Here is a 17803-nt window from a genome sequence, read left to right as displayed (position 1 = left end):
CATAAGCCCATGCTGGCTTATTAAAGGTCTAAATTGTCTAGGGCCGAATCTATTAGATGGCTGGTGTCTGCCCAGCCATCAACTTTCCACGCTAGCTCATCGTGGCTGATCCAGTTGAGGGAGGCATTAGGCACTGCAACGGCCTTTTCAGCATCCAAAGGTTGATTGCTCGCGATTCTATACATCATGTCTAATGCTCCACCATGGCTTACCAACAAAATAGTTTTACCTAAATGCTGAGCCCGAATCTCTTCAAGTACATTTTTGATGCGATCCGAAAATTGTTGAATGCTTTCACCACTTCGTAAATTCTCTTGAATATTTCTGCTGAGATGGGATTTCCAGAGTTCTGGCTCACGCACTGGAGCTTCATCAGTGGTCAGGCCTTGTAAAGCGCCAAGGTGACGTTCTCTCAGGGCAACATTGCTTATTGCAGACGTTTTAAATAAATGCTCTATAGCTTCTGCAGTCTTTGCTGCGCGTTGAAGATCGCTTGTATATAAAACATCAAATTGCAGATTGATTCGCTTTAGTGCGCGCGCCATTTGCTCTGCTTGGGCAAGACCTCTAGCATTGAGGTCAATATCTGTATGGCCTTGAAGACGGCGTGCCGCATTCCAGTCGGTCTCACCATGGCGAACTAAACAAAATCGAGTGATGGTCATGCTGCAATGATAAAGATTTAATTATTTTTTGAGTGTCCAGGCGCGTGGATTGTGCTCAAAGCCAATATGTTCGTAGTATTCGTTTGCCTTGGGCGCCGCTAAAAGAACGATCATGCATTCGGGGCCAAGTCGCACTTTAGTTTCTTCGATTAGCTGTTTACCAATGCCGGAGCGTTGGTATTGTTGATCAACCGCCAAATCCGCAAGATAAGCCACATAGGCAAAGTCGGTTAGTGATCGAGAAATGCCCACCAACAATTCTCCATCCCATGCGGTAATTGTGAGGTTAGCGTTCTTGAGCATGGCTTCAAACGTCTGAACGTTATGAATGGGGCGGCGTTCACCAAGCGTGGAGCGCTTGTAAAGTTCTATGGCCTGCTCGGCAGTAATGATGACGTTTTCGCGGTACTCAATCATCTTATTTCTCATTCTCTTTAAATAGCTTGTCACCAATAGCAAGAGATCCAGAATTGAGAACCTCTGCTCGAAGGCCGCCACGGCCCTCAAATGCATCCATGAAGCTTGGCCTATTTAATAGTTGGGCGGGCCTTTCACAAGGTGTGCACAGTTCGGTGCCTAGCAGCTGTATATTGCCCAACTGAAATCGCTGTCCAACTAAGCCATTCAGTTCCGACGCAGAAATTCCTTCAAGCACAATGTTGCGCCGTGTTTCGGCCCCATCAAAAGTGGGCTCATCGCCAGCTAATAGCCAGTCATTTGCCGTCTCAATACCTGACAAAGCTATCAGGCTGATATGACGTACTTTTATTGGTTCGACGGTTGAGTATGCGCCCGTGTTCATGGCATAGCGGTCACCCTCCAAGCCAGAGCCGGCATTGACCTTGGCATGACTGACCGATTTCATCTGCGCACCAGCGGAGGTGGCAAGATAGATGGCCTGAATATGAGCGTTTAATTTCATAAGAAGTACTTGCATATTACAACCCACGCTCAGCCTATTGTTAATACAATCAATTCAATACTAGAAAAAGGGCGAAGGTGAATAAAGAAAGCAAAGGAATGCTGATTGGTTTTATCGGCATCCTCATTTTTAGCTTAACGCTACCAGTTAGTAAAATTGCTGTTTTAAGTTTCAGCCCTTATTTCATTGCCTTTGGCAGGGCGACTTTGGCTGGGCTGGTAGCGCTGGCCTATCTAGTCTATAAAAAGGAGGCTACACCTAGCAAAGTTGATTTTGTGAAGTTTGTAGTTATAGCCTTGGGCGTTGTATTTGGATTTCCCATCTTTACTACCGTGGCAATGACCCAGGGGTCATCGTCGCATGGAGCAGTAATCTTAGGAATGATGCCGCTGGCTACAACGGTGATTGGCGTTCTACGCTTTAAAGAACGGCCTTCGCTAGGATTTTGGCTAGTATCACTTTTAGGGGCTGGTTTAGTTGTTATATACGCATTCCTTAAAAGTTCCGGAAGCTTTACTTATATTGATGGCCTTCTAGTGCTTGGCGGAATCAGTGCTTGTATTGGATATGTAGAGGGTGGCGAGCTCTCCAGAAGGATGAATCCACGCGCCGTCATTTCCTGGGCCTTAGTCATTTCATTGCCGCTAAATATCGTGATGACCTGGCTGACATACAGCCCCGGGTACATAGATGCTGGAGCTGTTGCCTGGACTAGTTTTACCTACCTGAGTTTATTTCCAATGTTTCTTGGCTTTTTCTTTTGGTACGAAGGGCTTGCGATTGGCGGTATTGCAAGGGTAAGTCAGGTGCAATTAATTCAACCGTTTTGCACTCTGGTGGCGGCTAGCTTTTTGCTTGGTGACTCGCTCACTGTGATGAACTTAATATTCGCAGTGTTAGTTGTATCGACTGTCATGCTGGGAAAAAGAATGTTGGTGAAAAGGGCATAGTTTTCAAATACGCTATGAAATTAAAAAGCCCCGTTTAGTGGGGCTTTTTAATTATGCGACAACAACTTTATGTTTGCCAAGAGCTCGCAATATTTTGCCCTTCTCTTTGGGTTTAGTGCTTGACTCTAACAACTTGGTAAGTTGTGCTGTATTCAAGGGGCCTAAACGGGCTTTTCCTGTTTTGGTGAGCATTGAGTCATTTTTTCTGGTTCTTTGATTTTGGCCAACAGCCATGGAATTTTCCTAGAGTAATGGAATGATGAATCTCATAGACTTTCTCAAGAGATTCCCCTGTCTAGGGCGCACAATAGTGATCACAGTCCAGAATAACAGTTAACAAGCTTAGACGCTATGATGTGAGCATGATCAATTTACCCAATCTGGTTTTTGCCCTGGTAATGGGTTTCTTAATGTCTGCAACGATTACATTTGCCACAACATATGCGCGTATTAGCATCGTAGAAAATTTCTTTTGGATTTGGTTGGAGGTATGGCTGGTGGCTTACCCAGTTGCGATTGTTGGCATTTTGATATACAAGCCACTTTCTAGCAAAATCACTGTAAAGCTTATGAAAAAGTTAAAGCTTAATGAATCCTAAATTGCACACGAAGGATCTGTGATGAATGCGTTTTTAAAGTTTTCTACGTTCAGTATGTTTTGTGTATCTTTGTTAGGCGGCTGTGCTGCGGTATATACCGATGCATCAGATTCTAACCACGTCACTTTTTTGAATAGTAGTGGTGAGTCAATTGAGCAATTAACAAAGAAGGCGAATGCTTATTGTGAGCAGTACGGCAAGGTTGCTTCATTCAGAAGCAGCGATACCCAGCTAGTCGCCGTGTTTGACTGTAAAGCTACAAAATAATTAAATTGAGCGCCCGATTTTTTAGCCGGCGAGGTCTGATTGATAAATTAGACCAGCGTGCTCTCTGAGAGCGTGGAATTGAATGGACTCCCAGCGCTGTTGCGCTACATCTAATTCTGACTTGTGTGATGCTAAGAATACAGATGCACCCACGACATCTTCTGCCATACGGTGAATATTTTCTTGAGTAAACTTTTTCAGAGCTACAGGGTCATCAGAACTTACCCAACGAGCTAAGCTGTAGCGAGCTGGTAAAAGGCGTACCTCTGCACCATATTCAGTCTGCAGGCGATGGCTTACCACCTCGAATTGGAGTTGGCCAAAAGCGCCAAGCAACATGATGCCACCAGCCATGGGCCTAAAGACCTGTATCGCACCCTCTTCTCCCAACTGCATCAGTCCAGTACGCAGCTGTTTCGAGCGCAGCGGATCGGCAGACTCAACCATACGGAATATTTCTGGAGCAAAAAATGGCAGGCCAGTGAACTGCAATTGCTCGCCTTCAGTGAGGGTATCACCTAAGCGAAGTAGTCCATGATTGGGCAAACCAATGATGTCGCCCGGAAAGGCTTCATCCAAAATATCGCGTCGTTGCGATAGAAAGGAGAGTGCGTTATTCGTCCGCACCTCTTTGCCATTACGACAAATCTTTAATTTCATGCCACGCTGAAAGTGTCCAGAGCAGATGCGTAAAAATGCAACGCGGTCACGATGCGCTGGATCCATGTTTGCTTGAATCTTGAATACCACGGCTGTGAACTTGTTTTCTGCAGGACTAACTTCTCTCTGCAATGCTTTACGCGATCCTGGTGATGGCGCAAGCTCAACTAAAGTATTGAGAATTTCACGTACGCCAAAGTTATTAATGGCCGATCCAAAAAAGACTGGCGACTGACGCCCTGCTAAAAAGGCTTCGAGATCAAATGCTGGCATTGCTTCTTTAATTAACTCTACTTCAGTTAAAGCGAGTTCTAGGTCGCTGCCAAGGCGTTCTTTAAGAGCTGGATCATTTATATCCACTACCGCATGCGAGTCTTCGGTAACGCGATCCTCACCTGCCTTGAACATGCGCATACGAGAGTTAGCGATGTCAATCACGCCAGCAAAAGATTTGCCCATGCCAACTGGCCATGTAAATGGAACGACTTCAATGCCGAGCGCTGTTTCAATCTCATCCATTAATTCCATCGGAGGTTTTACCTCACGATCCATCTTGTTGATGAATGTCACGATAGGCGTGTTGCGTGCGCGGCAAACTTCAAGCAAGCGCAAGGTTTGAGATTCAACACCATTTGCAGCATCAATTACCATGAGAGCAGAGTCAACAGCTGTCAGCACTCGATAGGTATCTTCTGAGAAGTCTTGGTGTCCAGGGGTATCTAATAAGTTAATGATGCAGTCGCGGTATTCCATCTGCATTACTGAGCTCGCTACAGAGATGCCACGTTGCTTTTCAATTTCCATCCAATCAGATGTTGCATGACGACTTGCTTTACGTGCTTTAACGCTGCCGGCAATTTGAATGGCCCCTGCGTAAAGCAATAATTTTTCTGTAAGCGTTGTTTTACCTGCATCTGGGTGAGAGATGATGGCAAAGCTGCGGCGTCTAAGTACTTCTGCGCCTGGAGTGCTGGAGTTAGGAGTTTCGATGGTAATTCTGCGTTGATTAATCTAGGTTTGGACGCAATTATAAGCGTGCAAAGCCTTTCAGAACTGCTCTTCAGGCCTTACAAAGCGCCATTGGCCGGGAGGAAGCGGGCCTAATGAGATCCGACCCATCCTGACGCGTTTGAGACCTAACACTTTGAGGCCTACCATTTCACACATACGGCGTATCTGACGCTTGCGGCCCTCACGCAATACAAAGCGAAGTTGATCTTCATTTTGCCAGCTAACTTGTGCGGGCTTTAGCTCTACTCCATCAAGAGATAAGCCATGTTTTAGGCGATCTAAATCTTCGAAAGAAAGCATGCCCTCAACGCGGACTAAATATTCCTTTTCGATTGGGCTATTTTCGCCAATCAATAATTTAGCGATGCGACCATCTTGAGTAAGAACTAGCATGCCTGTGGAGTCTATATCTAAGCGACCTGCAGGCGCTAACCCCTTGGTATTAAAACGAGGGCTTCTGCCCTTATCCAGTGGACTAGCAAAGTAGTTTTCTGCGGTAATTAAAGAGGCTGCAGGTTGATATTCTTGTTCGTCATCATAGTGCGAAATATAGCCAACGGGCTTATTCAGAATGACAGTAATGCGAGATGCCTGTTGCGCTTTGGCGCCGGATTGCAGTTCAATTTTTTGGTGGCGAAATGCGCGAGTACCAAGCTCATTAACAACTTCACCGTCTACGGTCACTAACCCTTGCTCAATATAAGAGTCTGCCTCTCGACGTGAGCAAAGACCAAGCTCTGAGAGTAATTTTGAGACACGAACTTTTTCTTCCATCCCTGCATTATCCGGCATCTAGGCTATTTTCTAACCTGGAGTTAATATGGGCTCAGCTAAGATGAAAAAAACCTGCTAAAAATTAAATAAAGGATAACGACATGACCATAGAATTAAAAAAGCCACCTATTTATAAAATCCTTTATTTTCAGGTACTTACAGCAGTTGTAATTGGTGTGTTGTTGGGATATTTTTACCCAAGCCTGGGTACAGAAATGAAGCCCTTTGGAGATGCCTTTATTAAAGGCATCAAGATGTTAATTGCCCCCATTATTTTCTGTACGGTAGTTATCGGTATTGCTGGCATGGAAGATATGAAGAAGGTTGGCAAAACGGGCGGACTAGCCCTTTTGTATTTTGAGATTGTGAGCAGCATTGCCTTGGTAGTCGGGCTGGTTGTAGTTAATGTGCTCCAACCTGGGTCAGGCATGAACATCGACCCAGCAAGCTTAGACACCAAAGGAATTGCAGCATATACCGGACCCGGAAAGATGGGTACCACCACCGATTTCTTGATGAATATCATCCCGAGCAGTGCTGTGGATGCATTTGCTAAAGGTGAAATTTTACAGGTCCTTTTCTTGGCAATATTGTTTGGATTTGCATTACATAAGTTCGGCGGTCGGGGAACTTTGGTGTTCGACTTAATTGAAAAAACATCACACGTTCTTTTCGACATGATTGGCGTCATCATGAAGTTTGCGCCTATTGGCGCATTTGGTGCCATGTCATTCACTATTGGTAAATACGGTATAGGCTCTTTATTTTCTTTGGGCAAATTAATGGGTTCGTTTTATTTAACCTGTTTTCTTTTTGTATTTATTGTCTTGGGGATCATTGCGAAAATTAATGGATTCAATATTTTTAAATTTGTGCGCTACATCAAGGAAGAGTTGTTGATTGTCTTGGGGACTTCATCGTCTGAATCTGTCTTGCCGCGCATGATGGAAAAAATGGAACTCTTGGGCGCCAAGAAAACCTGTGTTGGTCTTGTCATCCCAACGGGTTATTCATTCAATCTGGACGGCACTTCGATTTATCTAACTATGGCCGCAGTATTTATTGCGCAAGCAACCAATACACCCATGACCCTTATGCAGGAAATTACTCTTTTATTGGTGCTATTGCTCACATCTAAAGGCGCTGCAGGTGTAACTGGTAGTGGATTTATTGTGTTAGCAGCCACCCTTTCTGCTGTCGGAGATGTTCCAGTTGCTGGGTTGGCAATTATCTTGGGCATCGATCGCTTTATGTCCGAGGCGAGGGCATTAACTAATTTGGTTGGCAATGGCGTGGCCACGATTGTGGTTGCTAAATGGACTGGTGAACTAGATCACAAACAATTAACTAGCGTGCTCAATCGCGATAACTGGATTGAGGCACAAGAGCCTGAGCTCATCTTAGATCAAAAGCAAGACAAAATGCGCTGAGCTTAAGTTCTAACAATATGAACGCTGCAGGGGGCCTCTTCGACAATCTTGGTCATAGAGGTTCTCCAAGGAGTTACCTTATTAGGTAACTTATGTGATGCCCCGATCAAAATAAGGGAGGCATCATTGTCTTTGGCGAAGTCTACGATGCGGGATGCGGGATCAAGTGCTTCTAGTACGTGATAAGAAATTCTCTCTGGCGGTAGCTTAAGTGGTTTGGCCCAATCCATCAATTGCACTAAATGACCGCGCACGATTCCACTCGCTGTTTCATTTTCTTGATTGCCTTCGAAGGTGGGTGTGCTACTAATGGTGCTCAAGCAAACCAAGCGACTTTCAGGATAGGCCTGCAATAAATTCTTTGCGGTAATTTGCATACGCTCACGCAAATCTTCATCTGACTGGCGTGTATCAATCGCAGCAATCATTAGGGGCGCATCAAAGTTACCCATGCTGGGGCGCGGGCTTGGTGAGGGCTCATAACCTGCAGCCTTGAACATGCCCTTGAGGTTTTGCCAAAAGCTAGGTGGCTCAACTCTGTCAGCGCGCTCAGTGAGCGTAACGCCCTCAGGATCTCGTAACACTTGCCGTAAGCGCGCAGCACTTTGATAGCGATCTGCAGCGCGAGGCTCCAAGCATCTGAGTACTACTTCTTGTAGCCAGCGAGGGATTTCTCTGCGAATAGAGCGCGGGGGAAATGGTTCGGCCCACATTCTTCTCCGCAGACCGCTCATGGTTTGCGGATTGCCAAATGGTAGTTCACCGGTCAGCAATTCATAAATGATTGCGCCGATAGAATAAATATCACTACGAGAATCCGAACGAATTCCGGCCACTTGTTCTGGTGAAATATATGGCGCAGACCCAACACCTTTGCGCATTTCTTCTGCAAGTAAGTCTGGATATCTGGCGTGGTGTGACAAACCAAAATCGATGAGCGTTAGCTTTCCTTTGTCATCAATCAAAATATTTTCAGGCTTGACATCCAAGTGGATGGCGTCTTGTGAGTGCAGCGACTGAACCGCTTGTGCCAGATCAGCACCAATACGGACGACCTCATCAATCGTAAATACTTTCCCTTCCTTAATGAAGTCCTCTAGTGGTCTGCCTTCGACTCTTTCCATGGCAATGTAAGGGCGCGTCGCCATATTGCCAGATCCTAAATATTTAGGAACATATGGACTTTTTAAGGAGCGCAAAATAGTGAGCTCGGTTTCAAAGCCGATCAAGCTTTCTACCGGCTGATCTCTGCCAACTCGCGGAATCTTTAGCAGAATAGGTATATCTATACCTTCCTTAGTCGCTGAAAAAAGACTCGCCATTCCACCGCGATGCACTTCCTTGCCCATGACAAAGCCGTCTACTACTTTTCCTTCTTGAAATATATCGTCTACCGCTTCAATATCAGTGTTGATTGCCATCGATTTTATTTGCCAGTAATGAGGCGATTTGCCAGATCTTCCGGTAGGCCGGCACGACGGACCTTGTCAGCAGCTGTAAAGTAATCATAGGCTGCGCGATGAAAAGTAAGCACTTCAGATTCAGGTTCAAACACTGCAAAGCAAGCTTCAGGATTTCCATCTCTGGGCTGACCAAGTGAACCTACAACGCCCACCCATTGACGATGATGAAGCACTGGAATTTCATCTCCTGGATGTGGTGCGAAGCGAATCAGTTTTCCAACGGCGCTTTGATAAAAAAGCGCTTGCTCATGCGCATGACCTACAAAGGTATAACTTTTCCCAGAGTTTTGTACACAATGCCAAGCACTCATGCTGTCAGTAATGTAATTCCAGTCAGCCGGATTATGTGCAGAAGCATGTACAAAACAGATATTTTCTTCTTGAACAATGAGAGGTAGATTTTTAAGAAAATCTACATGACTATTTTTTAGTTGAGACCGAGTCCATTCAATGGCTGCGTTAGCACTAGCATTCATTTGATCGCGGCAATCTTTAAAAACCGCTTCATCATGATTGCCTAGAACGGCAATTGCCTTTTTGTCTGCTACGAGGGTCGCAATGCGCTCAATAATGGCTGCTGGGTCAGCGTTGTAGCCCACGAGGTCGCCTAGAAATACCATGCGAGTAACGCCAAGTTCTTCAGCACGAGCCATGCAGGCTTCAAAGGCCTCTAAATTACTATGGAGATCGGCAAATAGCCCAATACGTTCGCTCATCTCTTAATGATAGGACAAATAACCTCTATTTAGAAGGGTTATAGGGGCTTGGGCCGCTGTCTGGTGGGTTTTTGAAGCGCTTATGCACCCAATAGTACTCAGCCGGTCGCAGTCGAATCTCAGCCTCAAAATATTGGTTTAGGCGCGCAGTGTCTGACTTGGGATCCGTTCCTGGAAAATTTTCTAAAGGCTTTCCAATTTCGCAAAGATAGCCAGATTCATCGGCCTTTAATGTAGTGGTCATCAAGCATACGTCAGCACCAGTAATTCTTGCTAAACGAGAGATGGTAGTAATGGTGTTTGTTTGAATCCCAAAAAATGGCACAAATTCAGAATCCTTGAGACCTAGATCAATGTCAGGCGCAATGATGATGAAGTCCCCATTGCGAATTTCTCGAATGATTGCTTTAGCATTGCCCTGCCGATCAATCGAGTTGCCACCAAAACGATTGCGCCATTCCACAATCCGCTTATTAAAAAAAGGACTCTTCATCCTTTGGAAAAATCCTGAGGTTCGTGGCCAATGCTTTTCTTTGGAGAGCGCACTCAAGATAATGCTGCCCTCAATTCCTGTGAAATGCATATTTACCAAGATGCGTGGCTTTTTGCTGGAGAGATCTACTGCCGACTTCACTTCAATCATATTGCTTAGCTGCTTTGCACTTCCGCACCAGATAATACTTTTCTCTACTAGGCTGCGCCCTAGCAATCGCCAATGTTCTTTGGCAAGACTATCAATTTCTGCCGAGCTTAAATACGGAAAACATAAATGCAGATTTGTTTTGACCACTCGATTTCTATCGCTCGGAATGCGCGCAGCTATATAGCCTAGACCGTAGCCAATAGAAACTAACAGCCTATAGGGGAGTATTGAAAGGAGCGCTAGAAAACCAACTCCTAGGTAGTTCAAAAATGACTTAAGCAACTTAGTTGTGTTCTGATTCGTAGCGCTTTACTGATTTGGCATAGCGTTCGGTCATCTCTTCAATGGAGCTACTCGACATTCCCAAATCATTTACTAAGCCAGTTTCTAGGCGATAGGCCCACCCATGCACCGTCAGATCTTGCCCGCGTGCCCATGCATCCTGCACGATAGTTGTTTCGCATACGTTAACCACTTGCTCAATGACATTGAGTTCACATAGTCGATCTTGACGTTTAGGGGTTGGAATCATATCGCCCAAATAGCGTTCATGTTTTTGATGTACATCTTTCACATGACGTAACCAGTTGTCAGCGAGACCTACTCGCCTGTCGGTTAGTGCTGCATGTACCCCAGAGCAACCATAGTGACCCACTACCAAGATGTGCTTCACTTTAAGCAAGTCAATGGCAAATTGAATAACAGACAAGCAATTCAAATCCGTGTGAACAACTACGTTTGCCACATTTCGGTGAACGAATAATTCACCAGGTAATAAATTCACAATGTCATTTGCCGGTACTCGGCTATCGGAGCAGCCAATCCATAAATACTCAGGGGCTTGCTGAGAGACAAGGCGCTTAAAGAAATTGGCATCTTCTGCCACCATGCTTTCAGCCCAGGCACGATTATTGGCAAATAGCTGTTCTAGAGCTTGAGAATTCTTCATCGTCATGCTTTCAGTTTAAAGTACTTTAATGACACCTATTTGGTTAAAACAAACCCCCACCGGAATTACCTTAAATCTACATTGCCAACCAGGCGCAAAGGTGACTAAGGTTGTTGGCCTGCATGATGGCTGCTTAAAAATTTCTCTACAGGCGCCAGCGCTTGAAAATAAGGCTAATGAGCTTTTATTGGCCTGGCTTTCAAAGCAATTAAGGGTGCCCCAAAAGCAGATTCAATTTGTTTCCGGTCAAAATAGTCGCAAGAAACGAGTGGAAATTTGGGGGCCTATTAGTCCAGAGCAAATTGTTCAGTTATTAAGCCCCTAAAAGTCATGTCTGGACCTACCAAAATATAGCCCACAAAATTCCTAGAATGAGAACCCACTTACCTACGTAGTAAACAGAGCGATGTTTTGCTTTCAACTTTTTGGCTTGTGCACGCAGTTGATAAAAATAGGTAAACAGAACATTTACAAAGCCTACTTTTTCACCTTCAACATTCTGGGATGAGGCAGCGCTCATGACATAGCGCCCAAACCAGCGGTTAAATAGTTGTACTGCTTTGGTATAAACCGGGCGCTCGACATCGCAAAATAAGATGATTCTTTGTTGATCTGTTTCGTTGGCAGCGAAATGAATATAAGTTTCATCAAACATCACTGCTTCACCATCTTTCCAGAAATAGCGCTCCCCATCCACATCAATAAAGCATTTAGGATCATTGGGGGTTACTAAGCCAATGTGATAGCGCAAGGAGCCAGCATAGGGGTCACGATGGCGCACCAGAGTCGCTCCAGGAGGCAGAGAGGCAAACATGGCCGCCTTGACGGAAGGGATTGATTTAAGCAATGCAACCGTTTTCGGACACCTTGCCTGGGCTGACGTCACCTCTTTTCCATACCAGCACAGATGAAAACGCTTCCAGCCAGTGCGAAAGAAAGAGTTAAAGCCGATATCGTTATATCCAGTTGCCGCAGCAATTGAGCCACCCTCTTGTAAGGAAAGCGCTTCTTGGCGAATAGTTTCCCAATTATCTTGAATGGGCTGCATCTCAGGAAATTGGCTAACTGGAATAAAAGCACCAGGCTTCACTTTTGAGAATAAATATAAAAGTGCGTTTACTGGTGCTAAAAGTACTTGGTAGTCAGTCAGAGATCTGACAACCCCGAAACGAACTTTCCCCCTGTAATAAACATAGATCGCTGATGCTACAAAAATAAAAAAGATGATGTGGCGAATTTCCATGGGTTTTATCTAAGTGAGGTAATTGCTCTTATTTTAATTTGTATGTTGCCGCTAAATAGACTATTTCTTCTACTGGGATGCCCATATACTTCAGATAGAAGATGTAAGGGCCCGCTACGGGTTTGTGTGGAGATTTACTAAGGAAATTCTTATGAATAGGTTTATAAGGTGGCTCTTAAGCCTTGTTTTAATTGGGTTAGTGGGCATTTCAGCCTATACCTGGGGAATGCTCAATTGGAGCTATGGTAGCGGTGAGCGCGCAGGGTATGTTCAGAAATTCTCAAATCGTGGCTACATATGCAAAACCTGGGAGGGTGAATTAGCTATGGTTTCCATGCCAGGTACCATGTCAGAAAAATTCCTCTTCACGGTGCGTGAAGATGCTGTGGCGCAAAAAATAAATGCTAATTTAGGGAAAAAAGTTGCTCTAAAGTATGAGCAACACATTGGTTTGCCAACTACTTGTTTTGGCGATACTGAGTATTTTGTTTCTGATATCACTGTTTTGGATGAGTAATTTGTAGGCGTAGTAAAAAATTGCTGTAACGCAACTTTATTTTTATAATTTTTTGTGGTTAAAATCATGTAAGCGTAATGTGCGCTGACATCAATATCTATAAGGAGCTTCACTTGAACAAAGCCGAACTAATCGCAGCGATTGCTGACGACGCGGAGATCTCAAAAGCCAAAGCTGAATTCGCATTGAATTCTGCAATCGACACAATCATCAAAGCTGTTACTAAAGGTGACTCAGTACAACTGATTGGCTTTGGTACATTTGCATCTGGTAAGCGTGCTGCACGTATGGGTCGTAACCCAAAAACTGGCGAGCCACTCAAAATTGCTGCTGCTAAAACTGTTAAGTTTTCTGCTGGTAAAGCATTTAAAGATTCAGTTAACAAGCGTAAGAAGTAATCTTTCCCTTGTTGATAAAAAGCCCGGTATGCCGGGCTTTTTTATTTCCTCAAAAATCTAGGCAATGAAAATTACCGCAAATCATTGAGTTAGCTTTGAACTAAACGGCGGTGACGATGAATGCTCATGAGTATTCCGGCCCCAAACCCTAGCGTAACAAGTGCAGTGCCACCATAGCTAATAAATGGAAGCGGCACTCCAACAACCGGCAATAAGCCGCTCACCATGCCGATATTCACAAACGCATAGGTAAAGAAAATTAAAGTCACTGTTGCACCTAGTAATCGCGTAAATAAATTTGGCGCACTCGCAGAGATAGCGAGGCCTCTCTTAATTAGGGCAAAGAAAAGCGCAAGAAGAACTAAATTACCCAGCAGGCCAAACTCTTCTGAGAAAACGGCAAACACAAAGTCAGTATGTTTTTCTGGAATGAATTCCAAGTGCGCCTGAGTTCCTTGAAACCAGCCTTTGCCAAAAAATCCACCAGACCCAATCGCGATCATTGATTGAATAGTATGGAATCCTTTTCCAAGGGGATCGCTCGTAGGATCCAATAAGGTACAGATACGATGTTTTTGGTAGTCATGTACAAAAGGCCACACAATATCGTGCGCGCAAATGGTATTGCCAAAAATAACAATTAGCAGAATGCCTATGACCCCAAGGCCAACAAATGGCAGAATCCATTTCCAGGGTAGACCCGCCAAAATAATGACATAAAGTCCGGCTGCAAAAACAAGTAGTGCAGTTCCTAAGTCTGGTTGGCGTGCAATTAAAAAGACGGGAATTGCTAAAATGATTGCTGCTACACCATAGTCCCAAGATTTTTTAATGCCTTCACGCTTTTGAAAGTACCAAGAAAGCATTAGTGGCATTGCGATCTTCATGATCTCGGATGGCTGAATCACAATGCCGATGTTGAGCCAACGGCGCGCCCCTTTTTTAATTAATCCAAAAACGGCTACCGCAATTAAAAGAGCAATGCCTAATCCATAAATCCAAACTGCACCCATCTCCAACCACTTTGGTGGAATGCGCGAGACAAGCCACATCACTACAAATGACAGTGCGAGGTTGCGTAGTTCATCTGCAATTTGCACGGGAGTATTTTGACTTGCAGATAAAAAAGTAAAAAAGCCAACAGCCGCTAATCCAAGCAGAATAAGGCCTAGCTGGCGGTCTAGGCCAGCAAAGATAGCAAAGAAAAACCCTTTGACTTTAGTTAAGGGGCTCTTTTCCATTCAGGAATCTCCTTAGGCCACTTGCCCTCTATGTAATAGTCCAGTGCTTGTCGTGCAATTGGCGCTGCGTACTGTGCACCAAAGCCTGCATTCTCTACAACCATTGCAATCACAATAGTTGGTTTATCGGCAGGTGCAAATGCAATATACAAAGCATGGTCACGTAAAAATTCTGCTGTGGATCCATGTTTGTAATCTTTAGAATTTAAGCTAAACACCTGTGCGGTCCCAGTCTTTCCGCCCACTTGATATCCGGTGCCTTTAAATGCCGCAGCAGATGTGCCAGAGTTATTAACCTCGACCATGGCCTTCTTGATCACTTCAATATTCTCGGCATTGAGATCAATACGATAACTTTCTTTCGGTGTCGTGAGCACCCGATTGCGAGTAAATGGATCTTCAATTGCTTTGACTAGGTGGGGCTTCATGACGATACCGTTATTGGCAACGTTTGCCATAGCGTGAGCTAACTGCAGAATGGTAAAAGCGTTATAACCTTGGCCAATACCAAGAGAAATGGTTTCTCCTTCGTACCACTTTTGTTGCTCAGGTTTTTTAAAAGTATTTTTCTTCCACTCAGTAGATGGCAATACGCCTCTTGACTCTCCCTGTAAATCAATTCCAGTGATTTGCCCAAAACCAAGCGGCTTCATAAAATCAGCAATCATGTTTACACCCATGTCACGTGCAAGCATGTAGTAGTAGGTGTCGCAGGATTCAACAATAGACTTTTGCATGTCGACAGTGCCATGACCACCCTTTTTATCATCGCGGAAAGTGTGATTGCCAAAGTCGAAGTAGCCCGGATCAGAAATAGTTTGCGATGGTGTGCGCTTTTTGTTTTCTAAAGCCGCAAGCGCCATGAAAGGCTTATAAGTTGAGCCTGGAGGATAGATGCCTTTCAGGGGGCGGTTGTAGAGCGGCTTCTGGGGAGAGTCATTGAGCTCTTTCCAGGTAACAGAATCAATGCCCTCAACAAAGTCATTCGGATTGAAGTTGGGCTTAGATACAAATGCTAATACGTCACCCGTCTCTGGTTCAATTGCGACAAATGCGCCACGGAAATTACCATACAGTTGCTCAACTAAATATTGCAGCTTGATATCAACTGAGAGAACAACGTTTTTGCCAGGAACGGATGCCGAGCTAGAAAGTGTGCGCACTGGTTTGCCGCCCGCAGTAATTTCTACTTGATCGTATCCAGGCACACCGCGTAAAACAGTTTCATAGCTTTGCTCTAAACCAATCTTGCCGACGTACTGAATGCCTGGCAAAAAAGAAGCCTGTAATGCATCAGGATCATCTGCTTTGGCGCCTTCAATTTCAGCCTGCATGCGTTCCTTATCCTTTTGGGAAACGCGGCCAATATATCCAATCAGATGGGATGCTAATTCGTTATATGGGTATTCTCGAAAGCTTCTAGCGCGGATTTCTACTCCCGGGAAGCGGTAGCGATTGGCCATAAAGCGCGCCGTTTCGGTCTCGTTGAGCATCGAGCGCAGCGGGAAAGTGCCCATATTGCGCGAATCTTCAAGGGATCTTTTGAAATTACGGCGATCTCTGGGGGAGATATCGATGATTTCAGAAAGGTCGTTAATGAGCTGGTCTACATTCCCTTTTACCTCTTCAGCATTTACATCCAAGGTAAGCGCAGAATAATTGCGACCAATGACGATACCGTTTCGATCAATTAAAAGACCGCGATTTGCAGGCGCAGGAACTAAGGCAATCCGATTGCTCTCAGCCAGAAGCGCATATTTTCCATGGCTAACGAGTTGCAGCCATACCAGACGCGTGATTAGCAGCAAAAAACAAAAGGTGACAAATAGAGTCGCAATATGAATGCGCTCTTGGAATGAGTCGAGATCCGGTTTTTTAAAAGAAACCATGCTGCTTCTTAGAGGGGTCGATTGTGATCAACATCTATAGGGCGACGCTGCGGCGCAAGCAAGATGCGAGTGGCTAAGGGCCACAGCATTGCCTCAACCAAGGCCTGGATGATGCCTGTTAAAGCCCACCAATAGAGTTCGCCGCTGAGCAACCAATGCGCTAGTACTGGAAATAGCGATACCAATAAGAAAATAGGCAGTAGGTGCAAAGCTTGTGACAGCACTGTAAGGGCCACAATACGCCGATGCCATGAGATGGCCACGTAAGCGACGAGTGAATAACTGAATGCATGTAAGCCCAATAAATCGGAATTGTGGACATCCATCATCAAACCCAAAATGAATGCGGTAATCACGCTGACATAACGATGTTGATGAATATTCCAAAAAACTATGCACAGAATTAACCAATCCGGCACCCAACCATAATTACCTATCGGTAATAGGTTGAGTAGCAGCGCACAAAATAGGCTGAAATAAATAAAGACCGGATTTACCGGACGCAGAATATAGCCGCTCTGGAAATCGATCATTGCATTCCTCGCGCCCGAGTTTGACGTCTGCCTGGCGTATTGGTTAAAGGTGCACCAGAAGGAGATTTGTTATTTAAGGTTGGTGCCTTCGCATCAAACTGTGGGTCATACAAAAAGGCAAGTGCCTGACGATAACGATTCACTGCGGCAACTGGCACGCAAAATACATTGGAAGAGTTTTTGTCGACGTTACGTTCAATTTTGCTAATGACGGCTACAGCAAAGCCTGGCGGGTAAACACCATCAATTCCCGATGTTAGCAAGATGTCGCCAACCTCAAGATCGCTGGCAACGGGTAAATAGCGTAATTCCAGGGGATTACCCCGTCCCGCCCCAAAAACCGCTGCACGCAAGCCATTGCGGGCAACCTGGACTGGAACTGCAAAGTCGCGATCTTCTAATAGTGATACTTCGGCAGAGCGCTCATAAAGTCGCACCACTTGGCCAAGAATTCCTGCATCGTTTGCAATTGGGTTGCCAAGCTTAAGGCCTTCATTGCTGCCGCGATTAATGACGATGCGCTGTGAAATCGCATTGGGCGGATTAAACAGAATTTCTACAGGCAATGTTTTGAATGGAACCTGTTTTTGCAAGGTCATTAGCTCGCGCAGGTTTTGGTTTTCGACCATCAAAAATTCTGATTGATTTGCCAGTAATGAAAGTTCTGCTTGGCGCACTTTCATTACCTGGTTTTCTTGGTCAAGAGTTGATCTTGTTGTGAAGTATTCAGATGTTGCTTCGAATGCATTTCGTGGCGCCATCATGACATATTCCAGCGGACGCAAAACCCAATTGATATTATTGCGAATTGGATCGAGTGCTTTGAAGCGAAAATCGATCAGCATCAGAGCGATGCTGATTGACAGACAGACAATCAGTTTAAGTAAGGCCGGAATGCCCTGTCTGAAAAGTGGTGGAGCGCTATGTTGCAAT

Annotated in this window: 22 protein-coding genes; 7 read left to right on the top strand and 15 right to left on the bottom strand. The window is 44.9% G+C overall.

What is annotated here, in order from left to right:
* Positions 1 to 20: 20 nt before the first annotated feature.
* The 3 genes from ICN33_RS04095 to ICN33_RS04085 are packed head-to-tail and all read right to left on the bottom strand — an operon-like array spanning position 21 to position 1587.
* Positions 21 to 665, bottom strand: coding sequence for a histidine phosphatase family protein (locus tag ICN33_RS04095; protein WP_216194794.1), 645 nt, complete (start codon positions 663 to 665; stop codon positions 21 to 23).
* A 21-nt stretch (positions 666 to 686) separates the two neighbouring features.
* Positions 687 to 1094, bottom strand: a complete 408-nt coding sequence (locus ICN33_RS04090; protein WP_255530644.1) for a GNAT family N-acetyltransferase — start codon at positions 1092 to 1094, stop codon at positions 687 to 689.
* Complete coding sequence (locus tag ICN33_RS04085) at positions 1084 to 1587, bottom strand: MOSC domain-containing protein (RefSeq protein WP_255530643.1); 504 nt, start codon at positions 1585 to 1587, stop codon at positions 1084 to 1086. Before ICN33_RS04085 ends, ICN33_RS04090 begins: the two co-directional genes overlap by 11 nt.
* A gap of 77 nt (positions 1588 to 1664) precedes the next feature.
* On the opposite strand from ICN33_RS04085, the gene ICN33_RS04080 reads away from it, so the two are divergent.
* Complete coding sequence (locus tag ICN33_RS04080; RefSeq protein ID WP_216194792.1) at positions 1665 to 2537, top strand: DMT family transporter; 873 nt, start codon at positions 1665 to 1667, stop codon at positions 2535 to 2537.
* 51 nt (positions 2538 to 2588) lie between these two features.
* On the opposite strand, the gene ICN33_RS04075 is transcribed toward ICN33_RS04080, so the two are convergent.
* Positions 2589 to 2771: a hypothetical protein gene (locus tag ICN33_RS04075; protein WP_216194790.1), complete on the bottom strand. Its 183-nt coding sequence runs from the start codon at positions 2769 to 2771 to the stop codon at positions 2589 to 2591.
* Between the two features lie 128 nt (positions 2772 to 2899).
* On the opposite strand from ICN33_RS04075, the gene ICN33_RS04070 reads away from it, so the two are divergent.
* Positions 2900 to 3136, top strand: a complete 237-nt coding sequence (locus tag ICN33_RS04070) for a DUF2798 domain-containing protein (protein WP_216194788.1) — start codon at positions 2900 to 2902, stop codon at positions 3134 to 3136.
* Between the two features lie 21 nt (positions 3137 to 3157).
* On the top strand, positions 3158 to 3403 hold the full coding sequence (locus tag ICN33_RS04065) for a hypothetical protein (protein WP_216194786.1): 246 nt from the start codon (positions 3158 to 3160) through the stop codon (positions 3401 to 3403).
* Positions 3404 to 3424: 21 nt separating this feature from the next.
* Here ICN33_RS04065 and ICN33_RS04060 read toward each other — a convergent pair whose 3' ends face one another.
* Both ICN33_RS04060 and ICN33_RS04055 read right to left on the bottom strand, forming a co-directional pair.
* Positions 3425 to 5053 carry a peptide chain release factor 3 gene (locus tag ICN33_RS04060; protein WP_216196542.1) on the bottom strand — a complete coding sequence of 543 codons (1629 nt, stop codon included), beginning with the start codon at positions 5051 to 5053 and terminating at the stop codon, positions 3425 to 3427.
* Positions 5054 to 5110: 57 nt separating this feature from the next.
* Positions 5111 to 5848, bottom strand: coding sequence for a pseudouridine synthase (locus ICN33_RS04055; protein WP_216196541.1), 738 nt, complete (start codon positions 5846 to 5848; stop codon positions 5111 to 5113).
* 101 nt (positions 5849 to 5949) lie between these two features.
* Here ICN33_RS04055 and ICN33_RS04050 point away from each other — a divergent pair, with 101 nt between their 5' ends.
* The gene (locus tag ICN33_RS04050; RefSeq protein WP_216194784.1) at positions 5950 to 7278 is read left to right on the top strand and encodes a dicarboxylate/amino acid:cation symporter; all 1329 of its coding nucleotides are present in this window, start codon (positions 5950 to 5952) and stop codon (positions 7276 to 7278) included.
* A 2-nt stretch (positions 7279 to 7280) separates the two neighbouring features.
* Here the strand turns inward: ICN33_RS04050 and ICN33_RS04045 are convergent, their stop codons facing one another.
* The 4 genes from ICN33_RS04045 to can are packed head-to-tail and all read right to left on the bottom strand — an operon-like array spanning position 7281 to position 11055.
* On the bottom strand, positions 7281 to 8699 hold the full coding sequence (locus ICN33_RS04045; RefSeq protein WP_216194781.1) for a protein kinase: 1419 nt from the start codon (positions 8697 to 8699) through the stop codon (positions 7281 to 7283).
* A gap of 5 nt (positions 8700 to 8704) precedes the next feature.
* The gene (locus ICN33_RS04040) at positions 8705 to 9457 is read right to left on the bottom strand and encodes a metallophosphoesterase (RefSeq protein WP_216194779.1); all 753 of its coding nucleotides are present in this window, start codon (positions 9455 to 9457) and stop codon (positions 8705 to 8707) included.
* 25 nt (positions 9458 to 9482) lie between these two features.
* Entirely contained in the window at positions 9483 to 10382 is a 900-nt protein-coding gene (locus ICN33_RS04035) for a lipid A biosynthesis acyltransferase (protein ID WP_216194777.1), read from the bottom strand.
* Position 10383: 1 nt separating this feature from the next.
* The gene (gene can, locus ICN33_RS04030) at positions 10384 to 11055 is read right to left on the bottom strand and encodes a carbonate dehydratase (protein ID WP_216194775.1); all 672 of its coding nucleotides are present in this window, start codon (positions 11053 to 11055) and stop codon (positions 10384 to 10386) included.
* A 22-nt stretch (positions 11056 to 11077) separates the two neighbouring features.
* On the opposite strand from can, the gene ICN33_RS04025 reads away from it, so the two are divergent.
* Positions 11078 to 11374 (top strand): DUF167 domain-containing protein, encoded by a 297-nt coding sequence (locus ICN33_RS04025; protein ID WP_216194773.1) that lies wholly within the window; start codon positions 11078 to 11080, stop codon positions 11372 to 11374.
* 15 nt (positions 11375 to 11389) lie between these two features.
* Here ICN33_RS04025 and ICN33_RS04020 read toward each other — a convergent pair whose 3' ends face one another.
* Complete coding sequence (locus ICN33_RS04020) at positions 11390 to 12286, bottom strand: aspartyl/asparaginyl beta-hydroxylase domain-containing protein (protein WP_216196540.1); 897 nt, start codon at positions 12284 to 12286, stop codon at positions 11390 to 11392.
* A gap of 157 nt (positions 12287 to 12443) precedes the next feature.
* On the opposite strand from ICN33_RS04020, the gene ICN33_RS04015 reads away from it, so the two are divergent.
* Entirely contained in the window at positions 12444 to 12809 is a 366-nt protein-coding gene (locus ICN33_RS04015; protein WP_216194771.1) for a hypothetical protein, read from the top strand.
* A 77-nt stretch (positions 12810 to 12886) separates the two neighbouring features.
* The gene (locus ICN33_RS04010) at positions 12887 to 13207 is read left to right on the top strand and encodes an HU family DNA-binding protein (protein ID WP_011903860.1); all 321 of its coding nucleotides are present in this window, start codon (positions 12887 to 12889) and stop codon (positions 13205 to 13207) included.
* 89 nt (positions 13208 to 13296) lie between these two features.
* Here ICN33_RS04010 and rodA read toward each other — a convergent pair whose 3' ends face one another.
* From rodA to mreC, 4 genes are read right to left on the bottom strand one after another with little or no spacing between them, the layout of a single operon-like run.
* Positions 13297 to 14448: a rod shape-determining protein RodA gene (gene rodA, locus ICN33_RS04005; RefSeq protein WP_216194769.1), complete on the bottom strand. Its 1152-nt coding sequence runs from the start codon at positions 14446 to 14448 to the stop codon at positions 13297 to 13299.
* Positions 14430 to 16337 (bottom strand): penicillin-binding protein 2, encoded by a 1908-nt coding sequence (gene mrdA / locus ICN33_RS04000; RefSeq protein WP_216194768.1) that lies wholly within the window; start codon positions 16335 to 16337, stop codon positions 14430 to 14432. Before mrdA ends, rodA begins: the two co-directional genes overlap by 19 nt.
* Before the next feature lie 8 nt (positions 16338 to 16345).
* Positions 16346 to 16870 carry a rod shape-determining protein MreD gene (gene mreD / locus ICN33_RS03995; protein ID WP_216194766.1) on the bottom strand — a complete coding sequence of 175 codons (525 nt, stop codon included), beginning with the start codon at positions 16868 to 16870 and terminating at the stop codon, positions 16346 to 16348.
* On the bottom strand, positions 16867 to 17802 hold the full coding sequence (gene mreC, locus ICN33_RS03990; RefSeq protein ID WP_216194764.1) for a rod shape-determining protein MreC: 936 nt from the start codon (positions 17800 to 17802) through the stop codon (positions 16867 to 16869). The genes mreD and mreC overlap by 4 nt, the downstream gene beginning before the upstream one ends.
* Position 17803: the final 1 nt, after the last annotated feature.

It is taken from the genome of Polynucleobacter sp. UB-Tiil-W10, from assembly GCF_018881605.1.
Taxonomy (GTDB): domain Bacteria; phylum Pseudomonadota; class Gammaproteobacteria; order Burkholderiales; family Burkholderiaceae; genus Polynucleobacter.
Note: the sequence above shows the minus strand (reverse complement) of the source record. Positions and strands in the feature narration are given on the sequence as shown.